General features: G+C 41.3%; 20 protein-coding genes. All 20 read left to right on the top strand.

Going from position 1 to position 20,753, the window contains the following annotated elements; genetic code table 11:
* The first annotated feature begins 32 nt into the window (after nt 1–32).
* The 20 genes from BUA02_RS12220 to BUA02_RS12125 all read left to right on the top strand — a co-directional run bounded on the left by BUA02_RS12220 (nt 33) and on the right by BUA02_RS12125 (nt 20,728).
* A complete protein-coding gene (locus BUA02_RS12220; protein ID WP_072704554.1) occupies nt 33–491 on the top strand; it encodes a restriction endonuclease in 459 nt (152 codons plus the stop codon).
* Nucleotides 488–1,327, top strand: a complete 840-nt coding sequence (locus BUA02_RS12215) for a DNA-3-methyladenine glycosylase family protein (RefSeq protein WP_072704551.1) — start codon at nt 488–490, stop codon at nt 1,325–1,327. Before BUA02_RS12220 ends, BUA02_RS12215 begins: the two co-directional genes overlap by 4 nt.
* A gap of 147 nt (nt 1,328–1,474) precedes the next feature.
* The gene (locus BUA02_RS12210; RefSeq protein ID WP_083572757.1) at nt 1,475–2,551 is read left to right on the top strand and encodes a GntR family transcriptional regulator; all 1,077 of its coding nucleotides are present in this window, start codon (nt 1,475–1,477) and stop codon (nt 2,549–2,551) included.
* A 23-nt stretch (nt 2,552–2,574) separates the two neighbouring features.
* Entirely contained in the window at nt 2,575–4,167 is a 1,593-nt protein-coding gene (locus BUA02_RS12205; RefSeq protein ID WP_330393342.1) for a xylulokinase, read from the top strand.
* A gap of 49 nt (nt 4,168–4,216) precedes the next feature.
* Nucleotides 4,217–4,912 (top strand): L-ribulose-5-phosphate 4-epimerase, encoded by a 696-nt coding sequence (locus BUA02_RS12200; protein WP_072704542.1) that lies wholly within the window; start codon nt 4,217–4,219, stop codon nt 4,910–4,912.
* A gap of 137 nt (nt 4,913–5,049) precedes the next feature.
* Nucleotides 5,050–5,880, top strand: coding sequence for a transketolase (locus BUA02_RS12195; RefSeq protein WP_072704539.1), 831 nt, complete (start codon nt 5,050–5,052; stop codon nt 5,878–5,880).
* Nucleotides 5,881–5,900: 20 nt separating this feature from the next.
* Nucleotides 5,901–6,842: a transketolase family protein gene (locus BUA02_RS12190; protein ID WP_071177248.1), complete on the top strand. Its 942-nt coding sequence runs from the start codon at nt 5,901–5,903 to the stop codon at nt 6,840–6,842.
* A complete protein-coding gene (rpe, locus tag BUA02_RS12185) occupies nt 6,842–7,498 on the top strand; it encodes a ribulose-phosphate 3-epimerase (RefSeq protein WP_072704536.1) in 657 nt (218 codons plus the stop codon). Before BUA02_RS12190 ends, rpe begins: the two co-directional genes overlap by 1 nt.
* Before the next feature lie 194 nt (nt 7,499–7,692).
* A complete protein-coding gene (locus tag BUA02_RS12180) occupies nt 7,693–8,802 on the top strand; it encodes a phosphate/phosphite/phosphonate ABC transporter substrate-binding protein (protein ID WP_071177246.1) in 1,110 nt (369 codons plus the stop codon).
* Between the two features lie 149 nt (nt 8,803–8,951).
* The gene (gene phnC / locus BUA02_RS12175; protein ID WP_071177245.1) at nt 8,952–9,725 is read left to right on the top strand and encodes a phosphonate ABC transporter ATP-binding protein; all 774 of its coding nucleotides are present in this window, start codon (nt 8,952–8,954) and stop codon (nt 9,723–9,725) included.
* A gap of 5 nt (nt 9,726–9,730) precedes the next feature.
* Entirely contained in the window at nt 9,731–10,552 is an 822-nt protein-coding gene (gene phnE, locus BUA02_RS12170; RefSeq protein ID WP_072704533.1) for a phosphonate ABC transporter, permease protein PhnE, read from the top strand.
* Between the two features lie 14 nt (nt 10,553–10,566).
* Nucleotides 10,567–11,379: a phosphonate ABC transporter, permease protein PhnE gene (gene phnE, locus BUA02_RS12165; protein ID WP_072704530.1), complete on the top strand. Its 813-nt coding sequence runs from the start codon at nt 10,567–10,569 to the stop codon at nt 11,377–11,379.
* Between the two features lie 4 nt (nt 11,380–11,383).
* Nucleotides 11,384–12,916, top strand: a complete 1,533-nt coding sequence (locus BUA02_RS12160; RefSeq protein ID WP_072704527.1) for a bifunctional metallophosphatase/5'-nucleotidase — start codon at nt 11,384–11,386, stop codon at nt 12,914–12,916.
* Nucleotides 12,917–12,965: 49 nt separating this feature from the next.
* Nucleotides 12,966–13,841, top strand: a complete 876-nt coding sequence (locus tag BUA02_RS12155; protein WP_072704524.1) for a methionyl aminopeptidase — start codon at nt 12,966–12,968, stop codon at nt 13,839–13,841.
* 26 nt (nt 13,842–13,867) lie between these two features.
* On the top strand, nt 13,868–15,904 hold the full coding sequence (gene metG / locus BUA02_RS12150; protein ID WP_072704521.1) for a methionine--tRNA ligase: 2,037 nt from the start codon (nt 13,868–13,870) through the stop codon (nt 15,902–15,904).
* 87 nt (nt 15,905–15,991) lie between these two features.
* Nucleotides 15,992–16,945 (top strand): alpha/beta fold hydrolase, encoded by a 954-nt coding sequence (locus BUA02_RS12145; RefSeq protein WP_072704518.1) that lies wholly within the window; start codon nt 15,992–15,994, stop codon nt 16,943–16,945.
* On the top strand, nt 16,926–17,426 hold the full coding sequence (locus BUA02_RS12140) for a GNAT family N-acetyltransferase (RefSeq protein ID WP_242946509.1): 501 nt from the start codon (nt 16,926–16,928) through the stop codon (nt 17,424–17,426). Before BUA02_RS12145 ends, BUA02_RS12140 begins: the two co-directional genes overlap by 20 nt.
* 24 nt (nt 17,427–17,450) lie before the next feature.
* On the top strand, nt 17,451–18,242 hold the full coding sequence (locus tag BUA02_RS12135) for a YesL family protein (protein WP_072704515.1): 792 nt from the start codon (nt 17,451–17,453) through the stop codon (nt 18,240–18,242).
* Nucleotides 18,243–18,440: 198 nt separating this feature from the next.
* Nucleotides 18,441–19,550, top strand: coding sequence for an ABC transporter ATP-binding protein (locus tag BUA02_RS12130; RefSeq protein WP_071177237.1), 1,110 nt, complete (start codon nt 18,441–18,443; stop codon nt 19,548–19,550).
* An 86-nt stretch (nt 19,551–19,636) separates the two neighbouring features.
* The gene (locus tag BUA02_RS12125) at nt 19,637–20,728 is read left to right on the top strand and encodes a PucR family transcriptional regulator (protein ID WP_071177236.1); all 1,092 of its coding nucleotides are present in this window, start codon (nt 19,637–19,639) and stop codon (nt 20,726–20,728) included.
* The last annotated feature ends 25 nt before the right edge of the window (nt 20,729–20,753 follow it).

Raw genomic sequence — 20,753 nt, 5'->3', positions numbered from 1 at the left:
GAGAGCACTTTTGCAAGGATAAAGGTACAAAAATGAAAGAACAACTGATAATAGTTTCAATAATTGTGGCAGCCATACTGCTATCGACGATCATATTTCTTTTGATAAAAAGGCGTAGACTTCGCCCTCTTCCAATGGATGAGATGGAGGGGCACGACTTTGAATACTATTGCGCAGACCTTCTAAGAGACAATGGCTTTCTGGAGGTTGAGGTTACGAAAGGTAGTGGCGACTTTGGGGCAGACATTCTGGCGGAGAAGGATGGCATTACCTACGCATTTCAGTGCAAATGCTATGATAAGCCCATAGGAGTCAAGGCGGTTCAGGAGATATATGCCGGAAGAGATTACTATGGCAGAATGGTGGGTGTTGTCATGACCAACCAGTATTTTACCCAGCCTGCGGTAGAACTTGCTCAGAAGCTTAACATTATGCTATGGGACAGAGGCTATGTAGACGGAATGGATATCCAAAAAGGAAGAACAAAATGAAGATTACGATAAATGATGATTTTGATCTAAAAAAAATTGCAGAAAGTGGCCAGTGTTTCAGGTTCAATGAGTGTGAAACAGAACCTGGAACCTTTAGCGTGGCAGCACTTGATAAGCATGTATTTGTAAAAGAGCTTGGAAATTGCGAGTACGAATTTAGCTGTAACCAAAAAGAATTTGATGATTTTTGGAAGAACTATTTTGACCTTGAGCTAAGCTATGCTGACATCAGAGGACGCGTTAGTAAAAAGAAGGACATCTATTTATATAATGCATCTGAGTATGGCAAGGGCATCAGGATTCTTAGACAGGACCCATGGGAGATGCTTATTTCTTTTATCATCTCTCAGAGAAAAAATATTCCTGCTATCAAAGCTTCTATTGAGAAGCTCTGCGCCATGGCTGGAGACCTCATAGTAGAAGATGAAAGAGTGGGAAAGATATATTCTTTTCCTACACCGGAGAAATTAGCGGCTCTTTCTCTTGATAAGCTTGGTAGCTGTAGTCTAGGCTACAGAGATAAGTATGTGAAAAAGGCGGCAGAAGATGTGGCAAGTGGTCTAGTGGATCTCTCTTCTTGGGATAAGCTATCTGATGAGGAGCTTATGGAAGAACTTTTAAAGCTTTTTGGTGTTGGAGTTAAAGTTGCTAACTGCGAGATCTTGTTTGGATATCACAGGCTTGATGCTTTTCCAAAAGATGTATGGATCAACAGAGTGCTTGAAATCAAGTATCCAAAGGGCTTTGATTTTGAAGGATACGCGCCATACAACGGCGTGATGCAGCAGTATCTCTTTTTCTATTCCAGAAATGATGGACTTGGAAAAGACAAATAAGGAAATTTGTACATATACAACTTTACAAATTTGTATATATTACTGATTGATTTTAAAAACTCGTGAATTTATGATGATTATGCTTGGATTAGTAAATTGCTGACAAAAGTGCAAAAATGATACAAGTTTTAGGGGAGAATACAACTTTTGGCTAAGTACGAAAGCGTAATCGAATGGATAAATTCAAATATAGATAATGGAACTCTTAAGCCTGGATCTAAGATTCCGTCTGAGAATGAGCTGTGCGAGATGTTTGATCTTAGCAGGCAGACCATCAGACATGCTATTGAAGTCATGGCTGGAGATGGCCTTTTGGAGAGCCGCAGGGGAAGCGGAACTTACGTGGCTGATCAGAGAGCAGATGACAGTCTTAGGTCAGTTGTGGCAGTAGTTACAACTTACGTTGATGATTACATCTTTCCTAGCACCATAAGGGGCATAGAGAGTACCCTTAGTGAAAAAGGTTATTCAATTCAGATCTCTTTTACCAACAACACGGTCAACAAGGAGAGACAGATACTCCTTGATGTATTAGATAGAAAAGATATAGCCGGTATCATCATGGAGCCGGTAAAGAGTGCACTTCCAAATCCAAACATGGACTTGTACAAAAGGATAGTTGATCGGGGGATAAAGGTTCTTTTCATAAACAGCTTCTATCCGGAGCTGGATCTTCCACACGTTTCTATAAATGATGAAGAGTGTGCCTATAAGGCGGTCAAGGCGCTGATAAATGCCGGGCACAAAGATATAGGATGTATCTTGAAGCTAGATGATGGACAGGGGCGCGAGAGATACAGAGGGTATCTTAGGGCTATGACGGAGTTTGGGCTTCCTTTCACCTATGACCACGTGAACTTCATCGACACGATCGATATCAAGGACGGAGCAAGAGCTCTTTCCAGGGTAAAAGAAAGACTTAAGGGCTGTTCAGCTGTCTTTTGCTACAACGATCAGGTGGCTGGCATGCTGATGCAGATACTGTCGGAGGATGGCTTGAAACTTCCTGATGACATGTCGGTAATTGGCATGGATGATTCAGATATAGCGAGAATGGGCGTTGACGGAGTTATGATCTCGTCAATACCTCATCCCAAGCACAGGCTTGGTGAAAAAGCTGCTCAGAATATGATAAGACTCATACATGAGCAGAAAGTGACGTTTAATGCAACTTACGAATTTTCTGAGGATGTGATACTTAGGGATTCGATAAAAGAAAAATAAAAAGAGAGGAAATGGAGATTATTATGGGAGAAGTTAAAGGGCTTATAGCTGAGGGAAAGACATTTTTAGGAATCGAATTTGGTTCAACAAGAATCAAGGCAGTTCTTACAGACGAAAAGTACAATCCAATCGCTTCTGGTTCTCATGGTTGGGAGAACAGACTTGAGGATGGTATCTGGACTTACACACTTGATGATATCTGGGGCGGACTTCAGGACTGCTACGCTAAGCTTACAGAGGATGTAAAGGCTAAGTATGGCGTTGAACTTGAGACAGTTGGAGCTATGGGATTCTCTGCTATGATGCATGGATACATGGCTTTTGATAAGGAAGGTACACTTCTTGCTCCATTTAGAACATGGAGAAATACAATAACTGAGGAAGCTTCTGAGAAGCTCACTGATCTCTTTGGATATCATATTCCTCAGAGATGGAGCATTGCTCATTTGTATCAGGCAATCCTTAATAAGGAAGAGCATGTTTCTAAGGTTGATTTCTTTACAACACTTGCTGGTTACATTCACTGGCAGCTTACTGGAGAGAAGGTTCTGGGCGTAGGCGATGCTTCAGGAATGTTCCCTATTGATTCAAAGACTTGTGATTACAACCAGAAGATGGTTCAGCAGTTTGACGAGCTTATTGCTGACAAGAACCTTGCTTGGAAGCTTGAGGACATCCTTCCTAAGTCACTTCCAGCTGGTGAAAGAGCTGGCGAACTTACTGCAGAAGGTGCCAAGAAGCTTGATCCTAGCGGAAAGTTAAAGGCCGGTATTCCAGTATGTCCTCCAGAAGGTGATGCTGGCACAGGTATGGTTGCTACTAACTCAGTAGGCGTTAGAACAGGTAATATCTCAGCTGGTACATCAGTATTCTCAATGGTAGTTCTTGAGCACAGCCTTTCAAAGGCTTATCCAGAGCTTGACCTTGTTACAACACCATCTGGCGAAGAGGTTGCAATGGTTCACTGCAACAACTGTACATCAGACCTTAATGCGTGGGTTGGTCTCTTTAGAGAGTTTGCTGGTGCCATCGGCAAGGATGTTGATGATGACACACTCTATGGAACTCTTTACAGAAAGGCAATGGAAGGCGACGCAGATTGCGGCGGACTTCTTGCATATAACTATTTCTCAGGTGAGAGCATTACTGGTTTCAACGAAGGAAGACCTCTTTTCGTAAGAAGACCAGATGCTAAGTTCAATCTTGCTAACTTTATGAGAACACATCTTTACACAGCGCTTGGAGCACTTAAGGTTGGTAACGATATCCTTATGAAGGAAGAAAATGTTAAGGCTGACTTCTTCTTTGGTCAGGGCGGATTCTTCAAGATCAGAGGCGTTGGTGACAGAGTTATGGCAGCAGCTCTTGATACACCAATTAAGCTCATGGAGACAGCTGGAGAGGGCGGCCCTTGGGGACAGGCTATCCTTGCTGGATACATGATGCAGAAGGCTGAGGGCGAGACTTTAGAGAAATATCTTTCTGACAAGGTATTTGCAAGCGGTAAGGTTGAGACTTGCGAGCCGGTAGCCGCAGATGTGGCAGGATTTAATGAGTTCATGAAGGATTACAACGCTGGTCTTGCAATTGAGAAGGCAGCAGTTGAGGCAATCTAAGTAATCGTTTTAAGTAATCACTTAGCGAGGTATTTTCGAGGAGGCAGAAATGTTAGAAGAATTAAAGAAAAAAGTTTATGAAGCGAATATCTTACTTCCAAAGTATGGTCTTGTTACTTTTACTTGGGGAAATGTAAGTGCCATTGATAGAGAGAGTGGACTTTTCGTGATCAAGCCAAGCGGTGTTGATTACGATACAATGACTCCGGATGATATGGTTGTTATGGACCTTAATGGTAACAAGGTAGAAGGAAAGCTCAATCCTTCATCAGATACTCCAACACACGTTGAGATCTACAAGGCGTTCAAGGAAGTCGGCGGCGTAGTTCACACTCATTCATCCTATGCAACAAGCTGGGCTCAGGCAGGAAGAAGCATTCCTTGCTATGGCACAACTCATGCAGATTATTTCTATGGCGAGATTCCATGTGTAAGATGTCTTACAAAAGAAGAGATAGAGTCAGCTTATGAAGAGAATACAGGCCACCTCATTGTCAACGAGTTTAACAGGATGGAAAAAGATCCTGTGGCTGTTCCAGCAGTTCTTTGCAAGAACCACGGTGTATTTACATGGGGTAAAGATGCACATGAAGCAGTACACAACGCCGTTGTCACAGAGGAAGTTGCCAAGATGGCATACAGATGCGAGGTCATTAATCCAGATGTTAAGCCAGCTCCTCAGGAGCTTCAGGACAAGCACTACTACCGCAAGCACGGTGCCAATGCATATTATGGTCAACGATGAGAATTTTAGCATCATTTAGGAAAAGTTCGGCAAAAAATACGATAGACTCATATTTTCAAGTGTGATACATTTTAAATGCATTTAGTAGAAATATGTATTTTAGAGGTATGATACAAAGTAAAGGAAGTGGAGGAATTATGACAAACAAAGAATTGCAGGTAATTGCAAACGAAGTCCGCAAGGGCATTGTTACAGCGGTTCATGCAGCAGGTGCAGGACACCCAGGTGGATCACTGTCAGCAGCAGATATTTTCACATATCTGTATTTTGAGGAGATGAACATCGATCCAAAGAAGCCACAGGATCCAGATCGTGACCGTTTTGTTCTTTCAAAGGGACACACAGCACCAGGTCTTTATTCAGCAATGGCTCAGCGCGGATATTTCCCAGTAGAGGAGCTTACAACACTCCGTAAGCTTGGTTCAAGACTTCAGGGACATCCTAGTATGCAGTATTTACCTGGTCTTGATATGAGTAGCGGATCTCTTGGACAGGGAATTTCTGTTGCTTGTGGTATGGCACTTTCTGCAAAGCTTGATAATAAAGAATACAGAACATATACACTTCTTGGTGATGGTGAGATCGAAGAAGGACAGGTTTGGGAGGCAGCTATGTTTGCTGGATTCCGCAAGCTTGATAATCTCGTAGTTATCGTAGATAACAACGGACTTCAGATTGACGGACCTATAGATCAGGTTTGCTCACCTTATCCTATTGATAAGAAATTCGAAGCATTTAACTTCCACGTTATCAATGTTGATGCTCACGATTTTGATGCTCTTAGAGCAGCATTCAAAGAAGCTAGGGAAACAAAGGGTCAGCCTACTGCTATTATCGCACACAGCCTTAAGGGTAAGGGCGTTTCCTTCATGGAAGGCCAGGTTTCATGGCATGGTGTAGCACCTAATGACGAAGAGTACGCTAAGGCAATGGATGATCTTAACAAGATCGGCGAGTCATTAGCTTGATAGAACAGAAGGAGGTTGAAATGAGCGAAGTAAAGAAGATAGCTACCAGAGATAGCTATGGTAAAGAACTTATAGAGCTTGCTAAGGTTAATGATAAAGTCGTTGTACTTGACGCTGACCTTGCAGCAGCAACAAGAACTGGTTGGTTCAAGAAAGAATTCCCAGATCGTCACATTGATTGTGGTATCGCTGAGTGTAACATGATGGGTATTGCAGCTGGACTTGCTACAACAGGTAAGATTCCTTTCGTAAGCACATTTGCTATGTTTGCTACAGGAAGAGCTTTCGAGCAGGTTCGTAACTCAATCGGTTATCCACACCTTAACGTTAAGATCGGCGGAACACATGCTGGTATTACAGTAGGTGAAGATGGTGCCAGCCATCAGTGTAACGAAGACCTTGCACTTATGCGCACAATTCCTGGAATGGTTGTTATGTGTCCAGCAGATGATATCGAGGCTAGAGCTTGCGTAAGAGCAGCAGCAGAGCATGAAGGCCCTGTTTACATCCGTTTTGGACGTGCAGCTTGCCCAGTTGTTAACGATAGACCTGATTACAAGTTTGAACTTGGAAAAGGTACTGTACTTCGTGAAGGAAAAGATGTTAGTATTATAGCTACAGGTATCGGTGTTGGTGCAGCACTTGAAGCAGCTGAGAAGCTTGCCGCTGACGGAATCGATGCTGAAGTAATCAACATCTGCACAATCAAGCCTATTGATAGAGAGCTCGTAGTTGCAACAGCCAAGAAGACTGGCAAGGTTGTAACTGTAGAAGAGCACTCAGTTATTGGTGGTCTTGGAAGCGCTGTATGTGACGTTCTTTCAGAAGAGTGTCCTACAGTAGTCAAGAAGATCGGTATGCAGGATAGATTCGGTGAGTCTGGATCTGCTGCAGCACTTGTTAAGAAGTACGGTCTTGATGGTGATGGTGTATATGCATCAGTAAAGGAATTTCTTAAATAATGATGAATATTTTAAGCCCTTCAATTTTATCAGCAGATTTTTCAAAGCTTGGTGAACAGATAAAAGAAGCTGATCAGGCTGGAGCCCAGTATATTCATATCGATGTTATGGATGGCATGTTTGTGCCATCCATTTCCTATGGTATGCCAGTTATCAAAAGTGTCAGAGGTGTGACTTCAAAGGTATTTGATGTTCATCTCATGATCATGGATCCTATCAGATATGTAAAAGACTTTGTGGATAGCGGTGCAGATATTATCACTTTCCATCTCGAGGCAGCTCAGGATCCTAAGGCTGTCATAGATGAGATCCACAAACATGGCAAAAAAGCGGGCATTTCTATAAAGCCTGGTACAGATGCATCAGCACTTGATGAGTATCTTGATATGGTGGATATGATCCTGGTGATGACTGTAGAACCTGGATTTGGCGGACAAAAACTCATTTCAGAGTGCGTTGATAAGGTTAGAGCTGTAAGGGGTATGCTGGAAGCGAAAAAACTTAAAACTGATATCGAAGTCGATGGCGGAATTTATGTTGAGAACGTTTCCCAGCTTTTGGAGGCAGGAGCCAATGTGATAGTATCTGGTTCCGGCGTATTTAAAGGGGATATTCAATATAACGTTAAGCGCTTCCTTGATATTCTTGGAAACTAAGTAGAAAAGTTCATAAAAACGGCATTTTCGTGCTGTGGAACTTTAACGCAATAAAGACAATTCGTTGTTGACAAACCTGTCACTATATCATAGAATTCTAGGCGTGTAATTTGCAGAAAGCTCATGTGTAATACACATGAGCTTTTATTGCGAAAAAATATTTAATAAGCCCATGACTATGGGTAGGAGGAATTATGAAGAAATTTTTTGCAATGATGGTAGCAAGTATTTCATGCGTAGCTATGCTTGCAGGCTGTGGAAACAGCGCATCTACAACAGAAACAACTACTGAGAGCGCACAGGAAAGCTCAGTAGCTTCAACAGAAACTGCAGAAAATACTGAGGTTGGAGCACCTGCAGAGCCAGTTACTATCGACAAGCTCACAATTGGATTCGTTCCATCACGTGATCCTGACGAGATTGTTACTGCAACAGAGCCACTTAAGGAGCTTCTTACAACAGAGCTTGCTGGCCTTGGCTATGATGTTAAGGAAGTAGACATCACTGTTGGAACAAGCTACGAAGCAGTTGGTGAAGGTCTTTCAGCCGGAACTATAGATATCGGTCTTATCCCTGGTGGTACATATGTACTTTACGAGGACGGATGCGATGTAATCCTTACAGCTACAAGAGATGGTCTTTCAATCGAGAGCCCAGAAGCTAAGGATTGGAACGACAACAAGCCTACAGAGCCTACAGAAGAGCAGGTAACATTCTACCGTGGTCTTATCATCGCTGGTCCTTCAGAGGCTGGTCAGGCTATCTCAGAGAAGGTTAACAATGGTGAGGAGCTTACATGGGAAGATCTTGATGGCCTTAACTGGAGCGTTATGAATTCTTCATCATCAGCTGGATATATCTATCCTTCACTTTGGCTTCAGGATAAGTTTGAGAAGCACATCACAGATCTTTCACACGCTGTACAGGCTGATTCATATGGTAACGCTTTTGCTAGACTTGCTTCTGGTCAGATCGACGTTCTTTGCTGCTATGCAGATGCAAGACGTGACAACGAAGAGAAGTGGACAACAGAGTTCGGTAGAACAGCTAGCATCTGGGATGAGACAAACGTTATCGGTGTTACAGATGGTATCTACAACGATACAATCAGCGTAAGCAAGACATCAGATGTTATGGATGATGCATTCAAGGCAGCTGTTACACAGGCATTTATCAATATCGGAAATTCAGACGCTGGTAAGGAAGTTATTTCAATCTACAACCACAACGGTTATGTAGAGGCTAAGGCTGAGGACTATGAGTCAGAAAGAAAGGCTCAGGAGCTCATTAAGTCAATGAATTAAAGTAATCACTTGGCGAGGTTATGTCGAGCCTGGTGTACTACCTTGTTCTGGCGAGCGTTAGCGAGAGCAGAACTACATTATGAATAACATGGGGGAGATATTTTATAATATCTTCCCTTATTTTTAGAATTAGAATCAGGAGAATAGTAATGATCAAGTTTGAAGACGTAGGAAAAAAATATCCTAATGGTTTTGAAGGCCTTAAGCATGTGAATTTAACAATCGAGCAAGGCGAATTTGTAGCAATTATTGGTTTGTCTGGTGCTGGTAAATCCACATTGATCCGTACCATCAACAGGATGCATGATGTAACAAGTGGTAAACTCACCGTGGATGGTGTTGATGTTATGAGCTTGTCTGGCAAGCAGCTTAGAAGATTCAGAAGAAAAATTGGTATGATCTTCCAGTCATTTAACTTGATCACTAGAACCACTGTAATAAAGAATGTTTTAACAGCATTTGTTCCAGATATGCCTTGGTTTAGATCAACATTCGGAATCTACACAAAGGAAGAGAAGCTCAAAGCATTAGAGTGCCTTGATAAAGTAGGTATTCTTGATAAGGCTTTCGTAAGAGCTGACCAGCTTTCAGGTGGACAGCAGCAGAGAGTAGCTCTTGCTAGAACACTTGCACAGAATCCACAGATCATCCTTGCTGATGAGCCTGTTGCAGCTCTTGACCCTGTAACAGCCAAGCAGGTAATGGATGACTTTAAGAGAATCAACGAGGATATGAACATTTCAGTCCTTATCAATATTCACCACGTAGACCTTGCTCTTAACTATGCTACAAGAGTGATCGGTATCCGCGAGGGTGAGATCGTATATGATGGCCCAGCTTCTGAGGCTACTCAGGAAGTACTTGATAGAATCTACAACGGAAGAGTAGACAAAGAAGGTAACGTCCAGAAAGAAGTGGGGTGATCACGTTGAGTATTTACGATAAGATTTTTAAGCCTAGAGTATATACGCTTCCTAATGGAAAGTCTGTAGCCAAAAAGGCTTCAAGAGCACCTATCTATGTGATCCTGATCCTTGCTATGTGCTGGCTTTCTGTTAAGATTACAGGCTTTGATATGAAAGTTTTGACAAAGCGTATCGGACAGTTCTTCGTAATCCTTGGAGAGATGTTCCCACCTAACGCTTCATACATGGGTTCAGTATGGAATCCTCTTTTTGACACAATTAAGATGTCACTTATTGGTTCAGTACTTGGCGCTTTGTTATCAGTGCCTTTTGCAATGCTTGCCAGCACAAATGTGTGTCCTAGCAAGATTGTTGTTTCAATCGTAAGAGTAATGTTCAGCTTGATCAGAACTCTTCCTACAATTGTTATTGCCCTTGTTGCAACTCTTATCTTTGGTCTTGGAACATTGGCAGGTACAGTTGCTATAGCAGTTTTCTCTTTTGGTTACATTGGAAAGCTTACTTATGAAGAAATTGAGACAGTAGATATGGGCGCTTTCGAAGCTATGGAAGCTATGGGAGCTACTAAGACAAGAGCCTTTATCTCTGCTATTATTCCTCAGGTACTTCCATTCTTCCTTTCAAACTGTCTCTTTAACTTTGAAGGAAATGTTCGTTATGCTGCGGTTCTTGGTTATGTAGGCGCAGGTGGAATTGGTCTTATTCTTAATGAAAAAATAAGCTGGCGTGAGTATCCAAACGTTGGAATGATCCTAGTAGCTCTTTTCGTTACTGTATTCATTATCGAGTCAGTCAGCCGCTATTTACGTAAGAAGTTAGTGTAAGAGTGGAGGAAGATATGAATCAGAGAATAGAAGAAGCTTATTCAAAAAGACCTAAGAACTGGGTCTACAACTTAACAATAGCAGTTATCGTAGCAATACTTATGATCTGGAGTGCTAGTGCTATTGAGACTAGCGGCTCAACAATCGACGGTGGAGAGATCGCACTTAATGTACTTTCTGGTATCTTCCACCCTGATCTTGAATTCTTGCTTGATTTTAAAACAACTGCAGGTGTTCCTTATCTGATGCTTGAAACAATGTGTATCGCTTTCCTTGGTACCATCGTTGGTGCGATCATTTCAATTCCACTGGCATTTATTTCAGCATCAAACCTTACTCCAAAGCCAATTGCTTTTGTTGGAAGAATGCTGATCATGGCAGTAAGAACCATCCCTGCATTTGTGTATGGTCTTATGTTCATAAGAGTAACAGGACCTGGAGCTTTCGCCGGTCTCCTTACAATGGGCGTTTGCTCTATCGGTATGATCAGTAAGATGTACATTGAGGCTATTGAAGACCTTGATACACACGTTATTGAATCTCTTGATGCTGCTGGATGTAACACATGGCAGAAGATCCGCTACGGAATCCTTCCACAGCTTATGCCAAACTTTGCATCTACTGCGATCTACAGATTTGATATCAACTTAAGAGATGCTACAATCCTTGGTATGGTTGGAGCCGGCGGTTTTGGTGCACCACTTATCTTTGCTATGAATTCCTACAGATGGAACGAAGCAGGTGCCCTCCTTACAGGACTTATCGTACTCATTCTTATCATCGAGTACATTTCAACTAGGATCAGAGTAAAACTTACAAGAGGTTAAATATATGCGCATTGTCTATACATCAGATACACATGGACATGTATTTCCTTTAAACTATGCAAAAAATTGCCCCGAGAATGCGGGGCTTTTTTGTATAGCTTCTCAAATTGAAAAAGATGGAAATACATTAGTGATCGACGGTGGTGATAGTCTTCAGGGCACACCGCTTATTTCATATTACATAGAACATAAAGATGAATTTGGATTTAATCCTGTTGCAGAAGGATTTAATGCGATGGGGCTTGATTATTATACCCTTGGTAATCACGATTTTAATTTTGGATATGATGTGATCCTTGATTATGTATCCAGTATGAAGGCACAGCTCGTTTGTGCAAATGTAGAGGATTTAAGAGGAGCTCTTGGCATCAGGAAAAACGTGATCCACACATTGGAAGATGGAACGAGAGTTGGAATCACAGGCGCCGTTACCGGATATGTTAATGTCTGGGAACAAAAAGACCATCTGACAGAGCTTAAGGTATCTGACCCTGTCAAAGCACTGGAAGAACAGCTCTCAGAACTGAAAGGAAAGTGTGATATCACAGTCTGCATCTATCACGGCGGCTTTGAAGAGAATCTTGCTACAGGCAAGAAGTTATCTGATACAACAGAAAACCAGGCCTGTGAGATAGCAAGAAAGCTTGATTTCGATATTCTTTTAACTGGCCATCAGCATATGTCTGTAGAGGGAGTGGAGATTTCAGGAAGCTACGGTGTTCAGCCACCAGACAAGGCTGGCGTATTCTGTGACCTTCAGGTTAAAAGAGCTAATGACAAGTGGGATATTACATCAAAGCTTGCCAAGGTTAAGGCTCCTGATGAGAGATATCAGAAGTTTAATAGCTCTTTTGCCAAGATGGAAGAGCTCACAGGCAGAGTAGAAAAGTGGCTTGATGAGCCGATCGGAAGTCTTGAAAAAGAAATTGAGCCAGAAGGAAAGCTGGAAGCAGCTCTTTATGGAAGCAAGGTTGCTTCTATATTTAATCAGGTTCAGCTTGATTACACAGGAGCGGATTTCTCATGTACAAGCCTTGCAAATGATCCACTTGGACTTAAGAAGGATATTTCGGTTCGAGACGTACTTGGAATCTACCAGTTTGCCAATACTGTAGAAGTAAAGAAGGTTACAAAGGAAGTTATCAAGAAGGCTTTAGAGAGATGCGCAGAGTATTTTGAGATTGATAAAGAGACAGGAAATATCTGCATTTCAAAAGTTTTTTTACAGCCAAAAGTTGAGCACTACAATTACGACTTCTATGCAGGACTTGAGTACGAGTTTGATATTACAAAGCCAGTTGGAGAAAGAGTTACAAAGCTCACTCTTCTTGGAGGCGGAGAGTTATCAGATGACAAGGACTATACTCTCGTAACCAGCAACTATAGAGCAACCGGTACTGGCGGATATGAATGCATTGGAAATTGCGAGACGGTTGGAAGCTATTCTGACGAGATGCCAGATCTTTTGATCAGGTATTTAAGAGAGCACAGCCCAGTCGGAGAGATAGTTAATAGCAAGTTGACAGTTAAGGACTGAAAAGGCATACTATATTTGTGAAAATATCGAAATTATGAGAAGGAATGCAATGTATAAGAGACTAGAACGCAATGACTTATGCTGGTGCGGCAGTGGAAAAAAATACAAAAGTTGCCATGCTGCTTTTGATGACAAGCTTATTCAGTTTGAGCATCAGGGTATGATAATTCCCAGCAGAGATCTTTTTAAAACTGAAAAAGACATAGAAGGAATCAAGAAGAGTGCGGTTATCAATATGGCAGTGCTTGATGAGATCGGTGAGAAGATCCACGCAGGTATGAGCACTCAGGAGATAGATGACATCGTTTACAACACTACTACCAAGATGGGCGGAATCCCTGCAGATCTTAATTATGAGGGATTTCCTAAGAGTGTTTGCACATCTATTAATGAAGAAGTCTGTCACGGTATTCCATCTGAGGATATTATTCTTCAGGATGGAGACATCATAAATGTAGATTGTTCTACTATTCTTGATGGCTATTTTTCTGATTCATCACGAATGTTCTGTATAGGTGATGTTTCTCCAGAAAAGAAGAGACTTGTTGATGTAACTAAAGAGTGCCTCGAAGAGGGGCTTAAGGCTGTTAAACCATGGACTCCTATTGGAGATATGGGCAATGCAGTTCATCAGCATGCGCTCAAGAATGGTTACACAGTTGTCAGAGAGATTGGTGGTCATGGATGTGGTAATGCCTTCCATGAGGAGCCATTTGTAAGCTTTGTAAGTAAGCCGGGAACAGGAATGCTTATGGTTCCAGGTATGATATTTACTATAGAGCCTATGGTCAATATGGGTACAAATGAGATCTTTATTGATGAAGAGAATGATTGGACAGTTTATACCGCAGACTTAAAGCCTTCAGCACAGTGGGAAGTTGAGCTTCTTGTAACTGAGACAGGCTATGAGCTTTTGTGTTGGTAAATAATTTTAAGAAGGGAATATAGATAATGCAGAACAAGGGAAAATATTACATTACTACTGCAATTGCATATACATCTGGTAAGCCACATATCGGAAACAGCTATGAGATCGTACTTGCAGATGCAATAGCAAGATATAAGAGAAAAGACGGATTTGATGTACATTTCCAGACTGGTTCAGATGAGCACGGACAGAAGATCGAGACACGTGCTATCGAAGCTGGCTGCAAATCACCAAAGGAATTCGTAGATCAGGTTTCAGATACTATCAAAGGTCTTTGGAACTTGATGGATACTTCATATGATAAGTTTATTCGTACTACAGATGAAGATCATGTTAAGCAGGTTCAGAAGATCTTCAAGAAGTTCTATGATCAGGGCGACATTTATAAGGGATCATACAAAGGCATGTATTGTACAGAGTGTGAGGCTTTCTATACAGAGTCTCAGCTTGTTGATGGCAAGTGCCCTGAGTGTGGCGGAGCAGTTCATCCAGCAGAAGAGGAAGCTTACTTCTTCAAGATGAGCAAATACGCTGACAGACTTATTGAGCATATCAATACACATCCTGATTTCATTCAGCCTGTATCCAGAAAGAACGAGATGATGAACAACTTCCTTCTTCCTGGCCTTCAGGATCTTTGTGTATCAAGAACATCATTCAAGTGGGGAATTCCAGTTGATTTTGATAACAAGCATGTAGTTTATGTATGGCTTGATGCTCTTACAAACTATATCACAGGTATTGGCTATGATGCAGATGGTAACAGCTCTGAGGAGTACAAGAAGTGGTGGCCAGCTGATCTTCACCTTATTGGCAAAGATATTATTCGTTTCCATACAATTTATTGGCCAATCTTCCTCTTTGCTCTTGGCGAGCCTCTTCCAAAGCAGGTATTTGGACATCCATGGCTTTTACAGGGCGGCGAGAAGATGAGTAAATCAAAGGGAAATGTTATCTATGCTGATGACCTTGTAAGTCTCTTTGGCGTTGATCCTGTCAGATATTTCGTTCTTCATGAGATGCCTTTCGAAAATGATGGTGTTATCACATGGGAACTTTTAGTTGAAAGATTTAACTCAGATCTTGCTAACACACTTGGTAACCTTGTAAATCGTACTATTGCTATGAGCAACAAGTACCTTGGTGGTGTTGTGGCAGATAAGGGTGTTACAGAAGATGTAGATGCAGATCTTAAGGCAGTTGTAACTGGCTGCTACGAGAAGGTAGAAGCCAAGATGGATGAGCTCAGAGTTGCTGATGCTCTTACAGAGATTTTCTCGCTCTTCAAGAGATGCAACAAATATATCGATGAGACAGAGCCTTGGGTACTTGGAAAGGATGAGAGCAAGAAAGACAGACTTTCAACAGTTCTTTATAACCTTGTAGAGGCAATCTCAATCGGTGCTTCACTTCTTGAGCCATTCATGCCAGAAACAGCACAGAAGATCAAAGAGCAGCTTTCTACTCCAGATAGAGATTTCGATACATTAGGTCAGTTTGGCCTTTGCCCAAATGGCACTAAGGTTTCAGAGAGCCCAGAGATGCTCTTTGCTAGAAAGGACCTCAAGGAAGTACTTGAGAAGTCTGCTGAGATAGTTAAAAAGCAGAAGGCAGAATTTGAAGAGTCTCAGAGAAAAGCTGCTGAGAATCTTGCAAAGGCAGGACTTGCACCAGCTCCAGTCAAGAAGGAAGAGTCAGGAGAAGAGAAGGCTCCTATCGACATTCCTGCAAAGGACGAGATCACATATGATCAGTTCGGGGCTATGCAGTTCCAGGTTGGTGAGATCATTAAGTGTGAGGCGGTTGAAAATTCTAAGAAGCTTCTTTGCTCACAGGTTAAGATAGGAAGCCAGGTAAAGCAGATCGTTTCAGGAATCAGAAAGTACTATTCACCTGAAGAGATGGTGGGCAAGAAGGTTATGGTACTTGTAAACCTTAAGCCAGCTAAGCTTGCAGGCGTAATGTCTGAGGGAATGCTTCTTTGTGCTGAGGATGCTGAGGGCAATCTTGCACTTATGACTCCTGAAAAAGATATGCCAGCAGGAGCAGAAATTTGTTAATTCTATGATGCTTCGGAAAGTGCACAGTTTATGTACGATTCGTGGTATTATTAATATAACAATATAATGTATGGGAGGGATTTCCGAATGGTACGCAAAGAGGAACTGACTTACAAATCACGTGACAGACAGACCATGCTTCATGCGATAAAATGGATTCCTGAAGGACAGCCGGTGGCAATCTTACAGATCATCCATGGTATGCAGGAGTATATTGATCGCTATGATGAATTCGCTCGTTTTATGGCAGAAAAGGGCATTCTTGTTATGGGTAATGATCATCTTGGTCATGGCGGCTCTGTAACTGAAGGAAAAGGTACCTATGGCTATTTCTGTAAGAATGATCCAGCGACGGTATTAGTTAGAGATGCTCACAGACTCAAGAAGATGACTCAGGAAGAGTATCCAGGTGTTCCTGTATTTATTCTTGGTCACAGTTTTGGCTCATTCGTTGCCAGAGAGTATATTACTCGCTATGGAACAGGTATTAATGGTGCAATCATTCAGGGTACAGCTTTTATGCCATTAGGCACAGTTAAATCATTAGGCAGATTTGTTTCTTTCATGCAGGTTATCATGGGAGAAAAGTACCGTTCAGAAATGATCAATAATATGGCATTCAAGGGATATCTCAAGAAAATCCCTAATGCCAGAACGAAGTTTGACTGGCTTTCACATAACGAAGAAAGCATAGACAGATATATTGCAGATCCTAGAGATAACTTTATCTTTACTCTCAATGGTTTCAAGACAATGGCAGAACTTTTAAAGAGAGTTGGAGATACAGACAAGATGGAAGATATTCCAAAGAATCTTCCGATCCTTATCACTGGTGGAAGTGAGGACCCTGTAGGCAACTATGGCGAAGCCCTTACTAAACTCCATGATATTTATAAGAATCAGCTAGGTATCACCAATGTTGAACTTAAGATCTACGATGGAATGCGCCATGAACTTCAGCAGGAGATCGGTAGAGAAAAAGTATATGAAGACCAGTACGCTTGGATAAAGAAGATATTGGATGGCAGAAATGCGAATTGATAAATCCAAAATAATGGTCAGATGTGCATACAGCTCAGACTGGGAGGGTGCCATTAAACTCGCATGGGATACCTTTGTGAGATATAATGCGCCTGATTACTCTCAGGAAGGCATTGAGAATTTTAGAAAATTCGTCAATGATGATATGCTCAGAAAGATGTTTTTGGCTGGACACTATCAACTGTTCGTGGCGGTCTTTGAGGGAAGGTATCTGGGGATGCTCTCTCTTAGAGAAAAGAAACATATTTCACTGTTATTTGTAGATGGCGACTGTCATGGAAATGGGATAGGCAAAGCGCTGATTAGATTTGTATCTAAATATGTACTCGAAGAGGAGGGCATTGACAAGATGACTGTCAATGCTTCTCCTTATGCTTTAGGGTTCTATCACAAGATGGGCTTCGTGGATTTACGAGAAGAAATGGAAGCAGACGGTATCATTTTTACTCCGATGGAACTGAGTCTGGTCAAAAAAAGTTAGAAGGAATAGGTATAGAAAAAAGAAATGGGAAAGTTATTTGATCTTGAGAGCCCACTTATGCGCGCACTTACAAGAGTTGCTGACGTAATGTGGCTCAATATTTTGACACTTATTTTTGCGATTCCTCTCATTATTGAGCAGGCTGTTTTTTTAGGACCAGTATTTGGTCCTGTAATGTTTGATGGCGCACAGCTTGATTACAACTACTTCCTTAGCGCTGTATTATGGGCATGGATCTTCGGTATCATTTGTTCTAGTATCTTAGGACCTGCTTGTACAGCAATGCACTTTGTACTTCTTAAGATTGTAAGAGATGAAGATAGCTACATTACTAAGACATATTTCAGATCATTTAAGGAGAACTTCAAGCAGGCTGTAGTTCTTCAGATCATCAAGTTTACAATTGGTGGAGTTTTAGTTCTCGACTTCTTTATCCTTAATAACTTAAACGGAATTTACAGATACATCATCATCGGTATCAGTGCTTTCCTGTATATGGTCTCACTATATGTGTTCCCTATTTTATCAAAGTTTGATAATACTAACAGAGCAACTCTTAAGAATTCTCTTTTAATGTCTATTCTTGCATTCCCTAAGACAATTCTTATGACACTTATTACTGGATTACCACTTCTTATTTTCTACTTCTTTGATGTGAAGTCTATTCCAGTGCTTGTCCTTATGGGCATTGCTGGACCAAGCTTCTTGAATGCTCTTTTATACAACGGAACATTTAAGCGCTTCGAACCTAAAGAAGATGAACTCACAGAAGAGGAAGAGCTGGACAAGGCAATCAGAAAGCTCGACGAGGAGTAATACAATAGTCAAGTTGCATATAGAATTGCAATTTTCTTCGTCAATATTCCGGATTTGTGGATAAAATGCCAATCTACTGAGCAGAATTGCTAATGAAAAATAAAATATTTGTGAAAATAGTGAATAGTAAATAAACAGCCCAGTATATATACTGATAACTAGCATTAAGCTATATGGAAATTAGGAGGAAAAATAGGTATGGCAAGTTTATCACTTGAGCATGTAACTAAAGTATATCCTAATGGTTTTGAGGCTGTTAAAGATTTCAACCTTGAGATTCAGGATAAAGAGTTTATTATTTTCGTAGGACCTTCAGGATGTGGTAAGTCTACAACACTTCGTATGATCGCTGGTCTTGAAGATATTTCTTCAGGAACACTTAAGATCGGTGACAGAGTTGTTAACGATGTAGAGCCTAAGGACAGAGATATTGCGATGGTATTCCAGAACTACGCTCTGTACCCACACATGACAGTATATGATAACATGGCTTTCGGACTTAAGCTTAGAAAAGTTCCAAAGGCTGAAATTGATAAGATGGTTAGAGAAGCTGCTAAGATCCTTGACCTTGAGAAGCTCCTTGATCGTAAGCCAAAGGCTCTTTCAGGTGGACAGAGACAGCGTGTTGCTATGGGACGTGCTATCGTTCGTAACCCTAAGGTATTCCTTATGGACGAACCTCTTTCAAACCTTGATGCTAAGCTCCGTGTACAGATGAGAACAGAGATCGCTAAGCTTCACCAGAGACTTGGCACAACAATCATCTACGTTACACATGACCAGACAGAGGCTATGACTCTTGGTACAAGAATCGTAGTTATGAAGGATGGTGTTGTTCAGCAGGTTGATACACCTCAGAACCTCTATGATAAGCCAGGCAACCTCTTCGTTGCTGGATTCATGGGATCACCTCAGATGAACTTCCTTGATGCAGAAGTTGAAGTACAGGGTGACAAGGCTAGCCTTAAGATTGCTGGTCAGTCAATCGAACTTCCACCTGCAAAGGCTAAGAAGGTTATCGAGGGTGGCTACGCTGGAAAGACCGTTACATTCGGTATCCGTCCAGAGGATGTTGATGATTCAGAGATGGTTGTTAGCACATCTAAGGCTGTATTTGAGTCAACAATCAACGTTTACGAGCTTCTTGGTGCAGAAGTTTATCTGTACTTTGATCTTGATAAGTTCCCTATCACAGCTAGAGTTGACTCTCGTACAACAGCTAGACCTGGCGATAAGGTTAAGTTTGCATTCGATGTTGAGAAGATTCACATCTTCGACAAAGAGACAGAGAAGACAATCACAAACTAATAAGAATTTCAGGAGCCACGCATATGCGTGGCTCTTTTTTTGATTGGTATGATATACTATAGGTAATACTAAGGAGGATCACACAGATGATTTCAGGACAGACAATAAAAGGAAGTATTGAAGAATTAGGAGCTATAACCAAAGTAGACCTGTGTGTAATGGATCTAAATGGTGAAGTAATAGCTACTACTACTGATAGGGATTTATTGGATATTTCTATTATTATCAGTTTTGCTAATTCTCCAGTTGACTCACAGGTTATTGGGGATGTTCATTTGTTCAAGATCCTTGATGAAGGAGAACCGTTATACGTGCTACTTGCCAAGGGTGATAGTGAGCATGCATATATGGTTGGTAAGATTGGAGTAAGTCAACTTCAGAATCTTATTGTGGCGTATAAAGAGAGATATGACAGAAATAATTTCTTCCAGAATCTCCTTCTTGATAATATGCTTCTTATCGATGTTTACAACAGGGCTAGAAAGCTCAAGATAGAGACAAGCGTTCCAAGAGTCATTATCCTTGTTGAGATCAAGCATTCACAGGATAATACAGCGCAGGAGCTTTTAAGTGGTATGTTTGCACCTCATTCAGGGGATTATGTAACAGCTGTAGATGAGAATAGCGTAATACTTATCAAGACTCTTTCTAAGGGCCAGTCCTATGAAGAAGTGGCTCAGATTGCTACAACTATTGTAGATATGATGAATACAGAGGCAATGCTTAGTGTACGAGTATCCTACGGAACCATCGTAGAGGAGATAAAAGATCTTAGTAAGTCCTACAAGGAAGCTAAGATGGCACTCGAAGTTGGAAAGATCTTTTACGCTGAGAAAAGAGTTAATGCATATAATACACTCGGAATTGGAAGACTTATCTATCAGCTTCCAGAGAGCCTTTGCAAGATATTTATTGACGAGATATTTGGAGGCAAGGAAGTTCCAGATGATCTTGACGAAGAGACTTTAAATACAATTGCTAAGTTCTTTGAGAATAATCTTAATGTATCTGAGACTTCAAGACAGCTCTTTGTACATAGAAATACTCTTGTATATAGAATTGAAAAGCTGGAGAAGAGCTCTGGACTTGATGTTAGAAAATTCGATGATGCACTTACATTTAAGATCGCGCTCATGGTAATAAATTACATGAAATATCTTGATAACAAGAATAATTAAAAAGGCAGTTCTGGGAAGGATACAT

The organism is Butyrivibrio hungatei DSM 14810 (assembly GCF_900143205.1).
GTDB lineage: Bacteria > Bacillota > Clostridia > Lachnospirales > Lachnospiraceae > Butyrivibrio > Butyrivibrio hungatei.
This window is presented reverse-complemented; position numbering and strand designations above follow the sequence as displayed.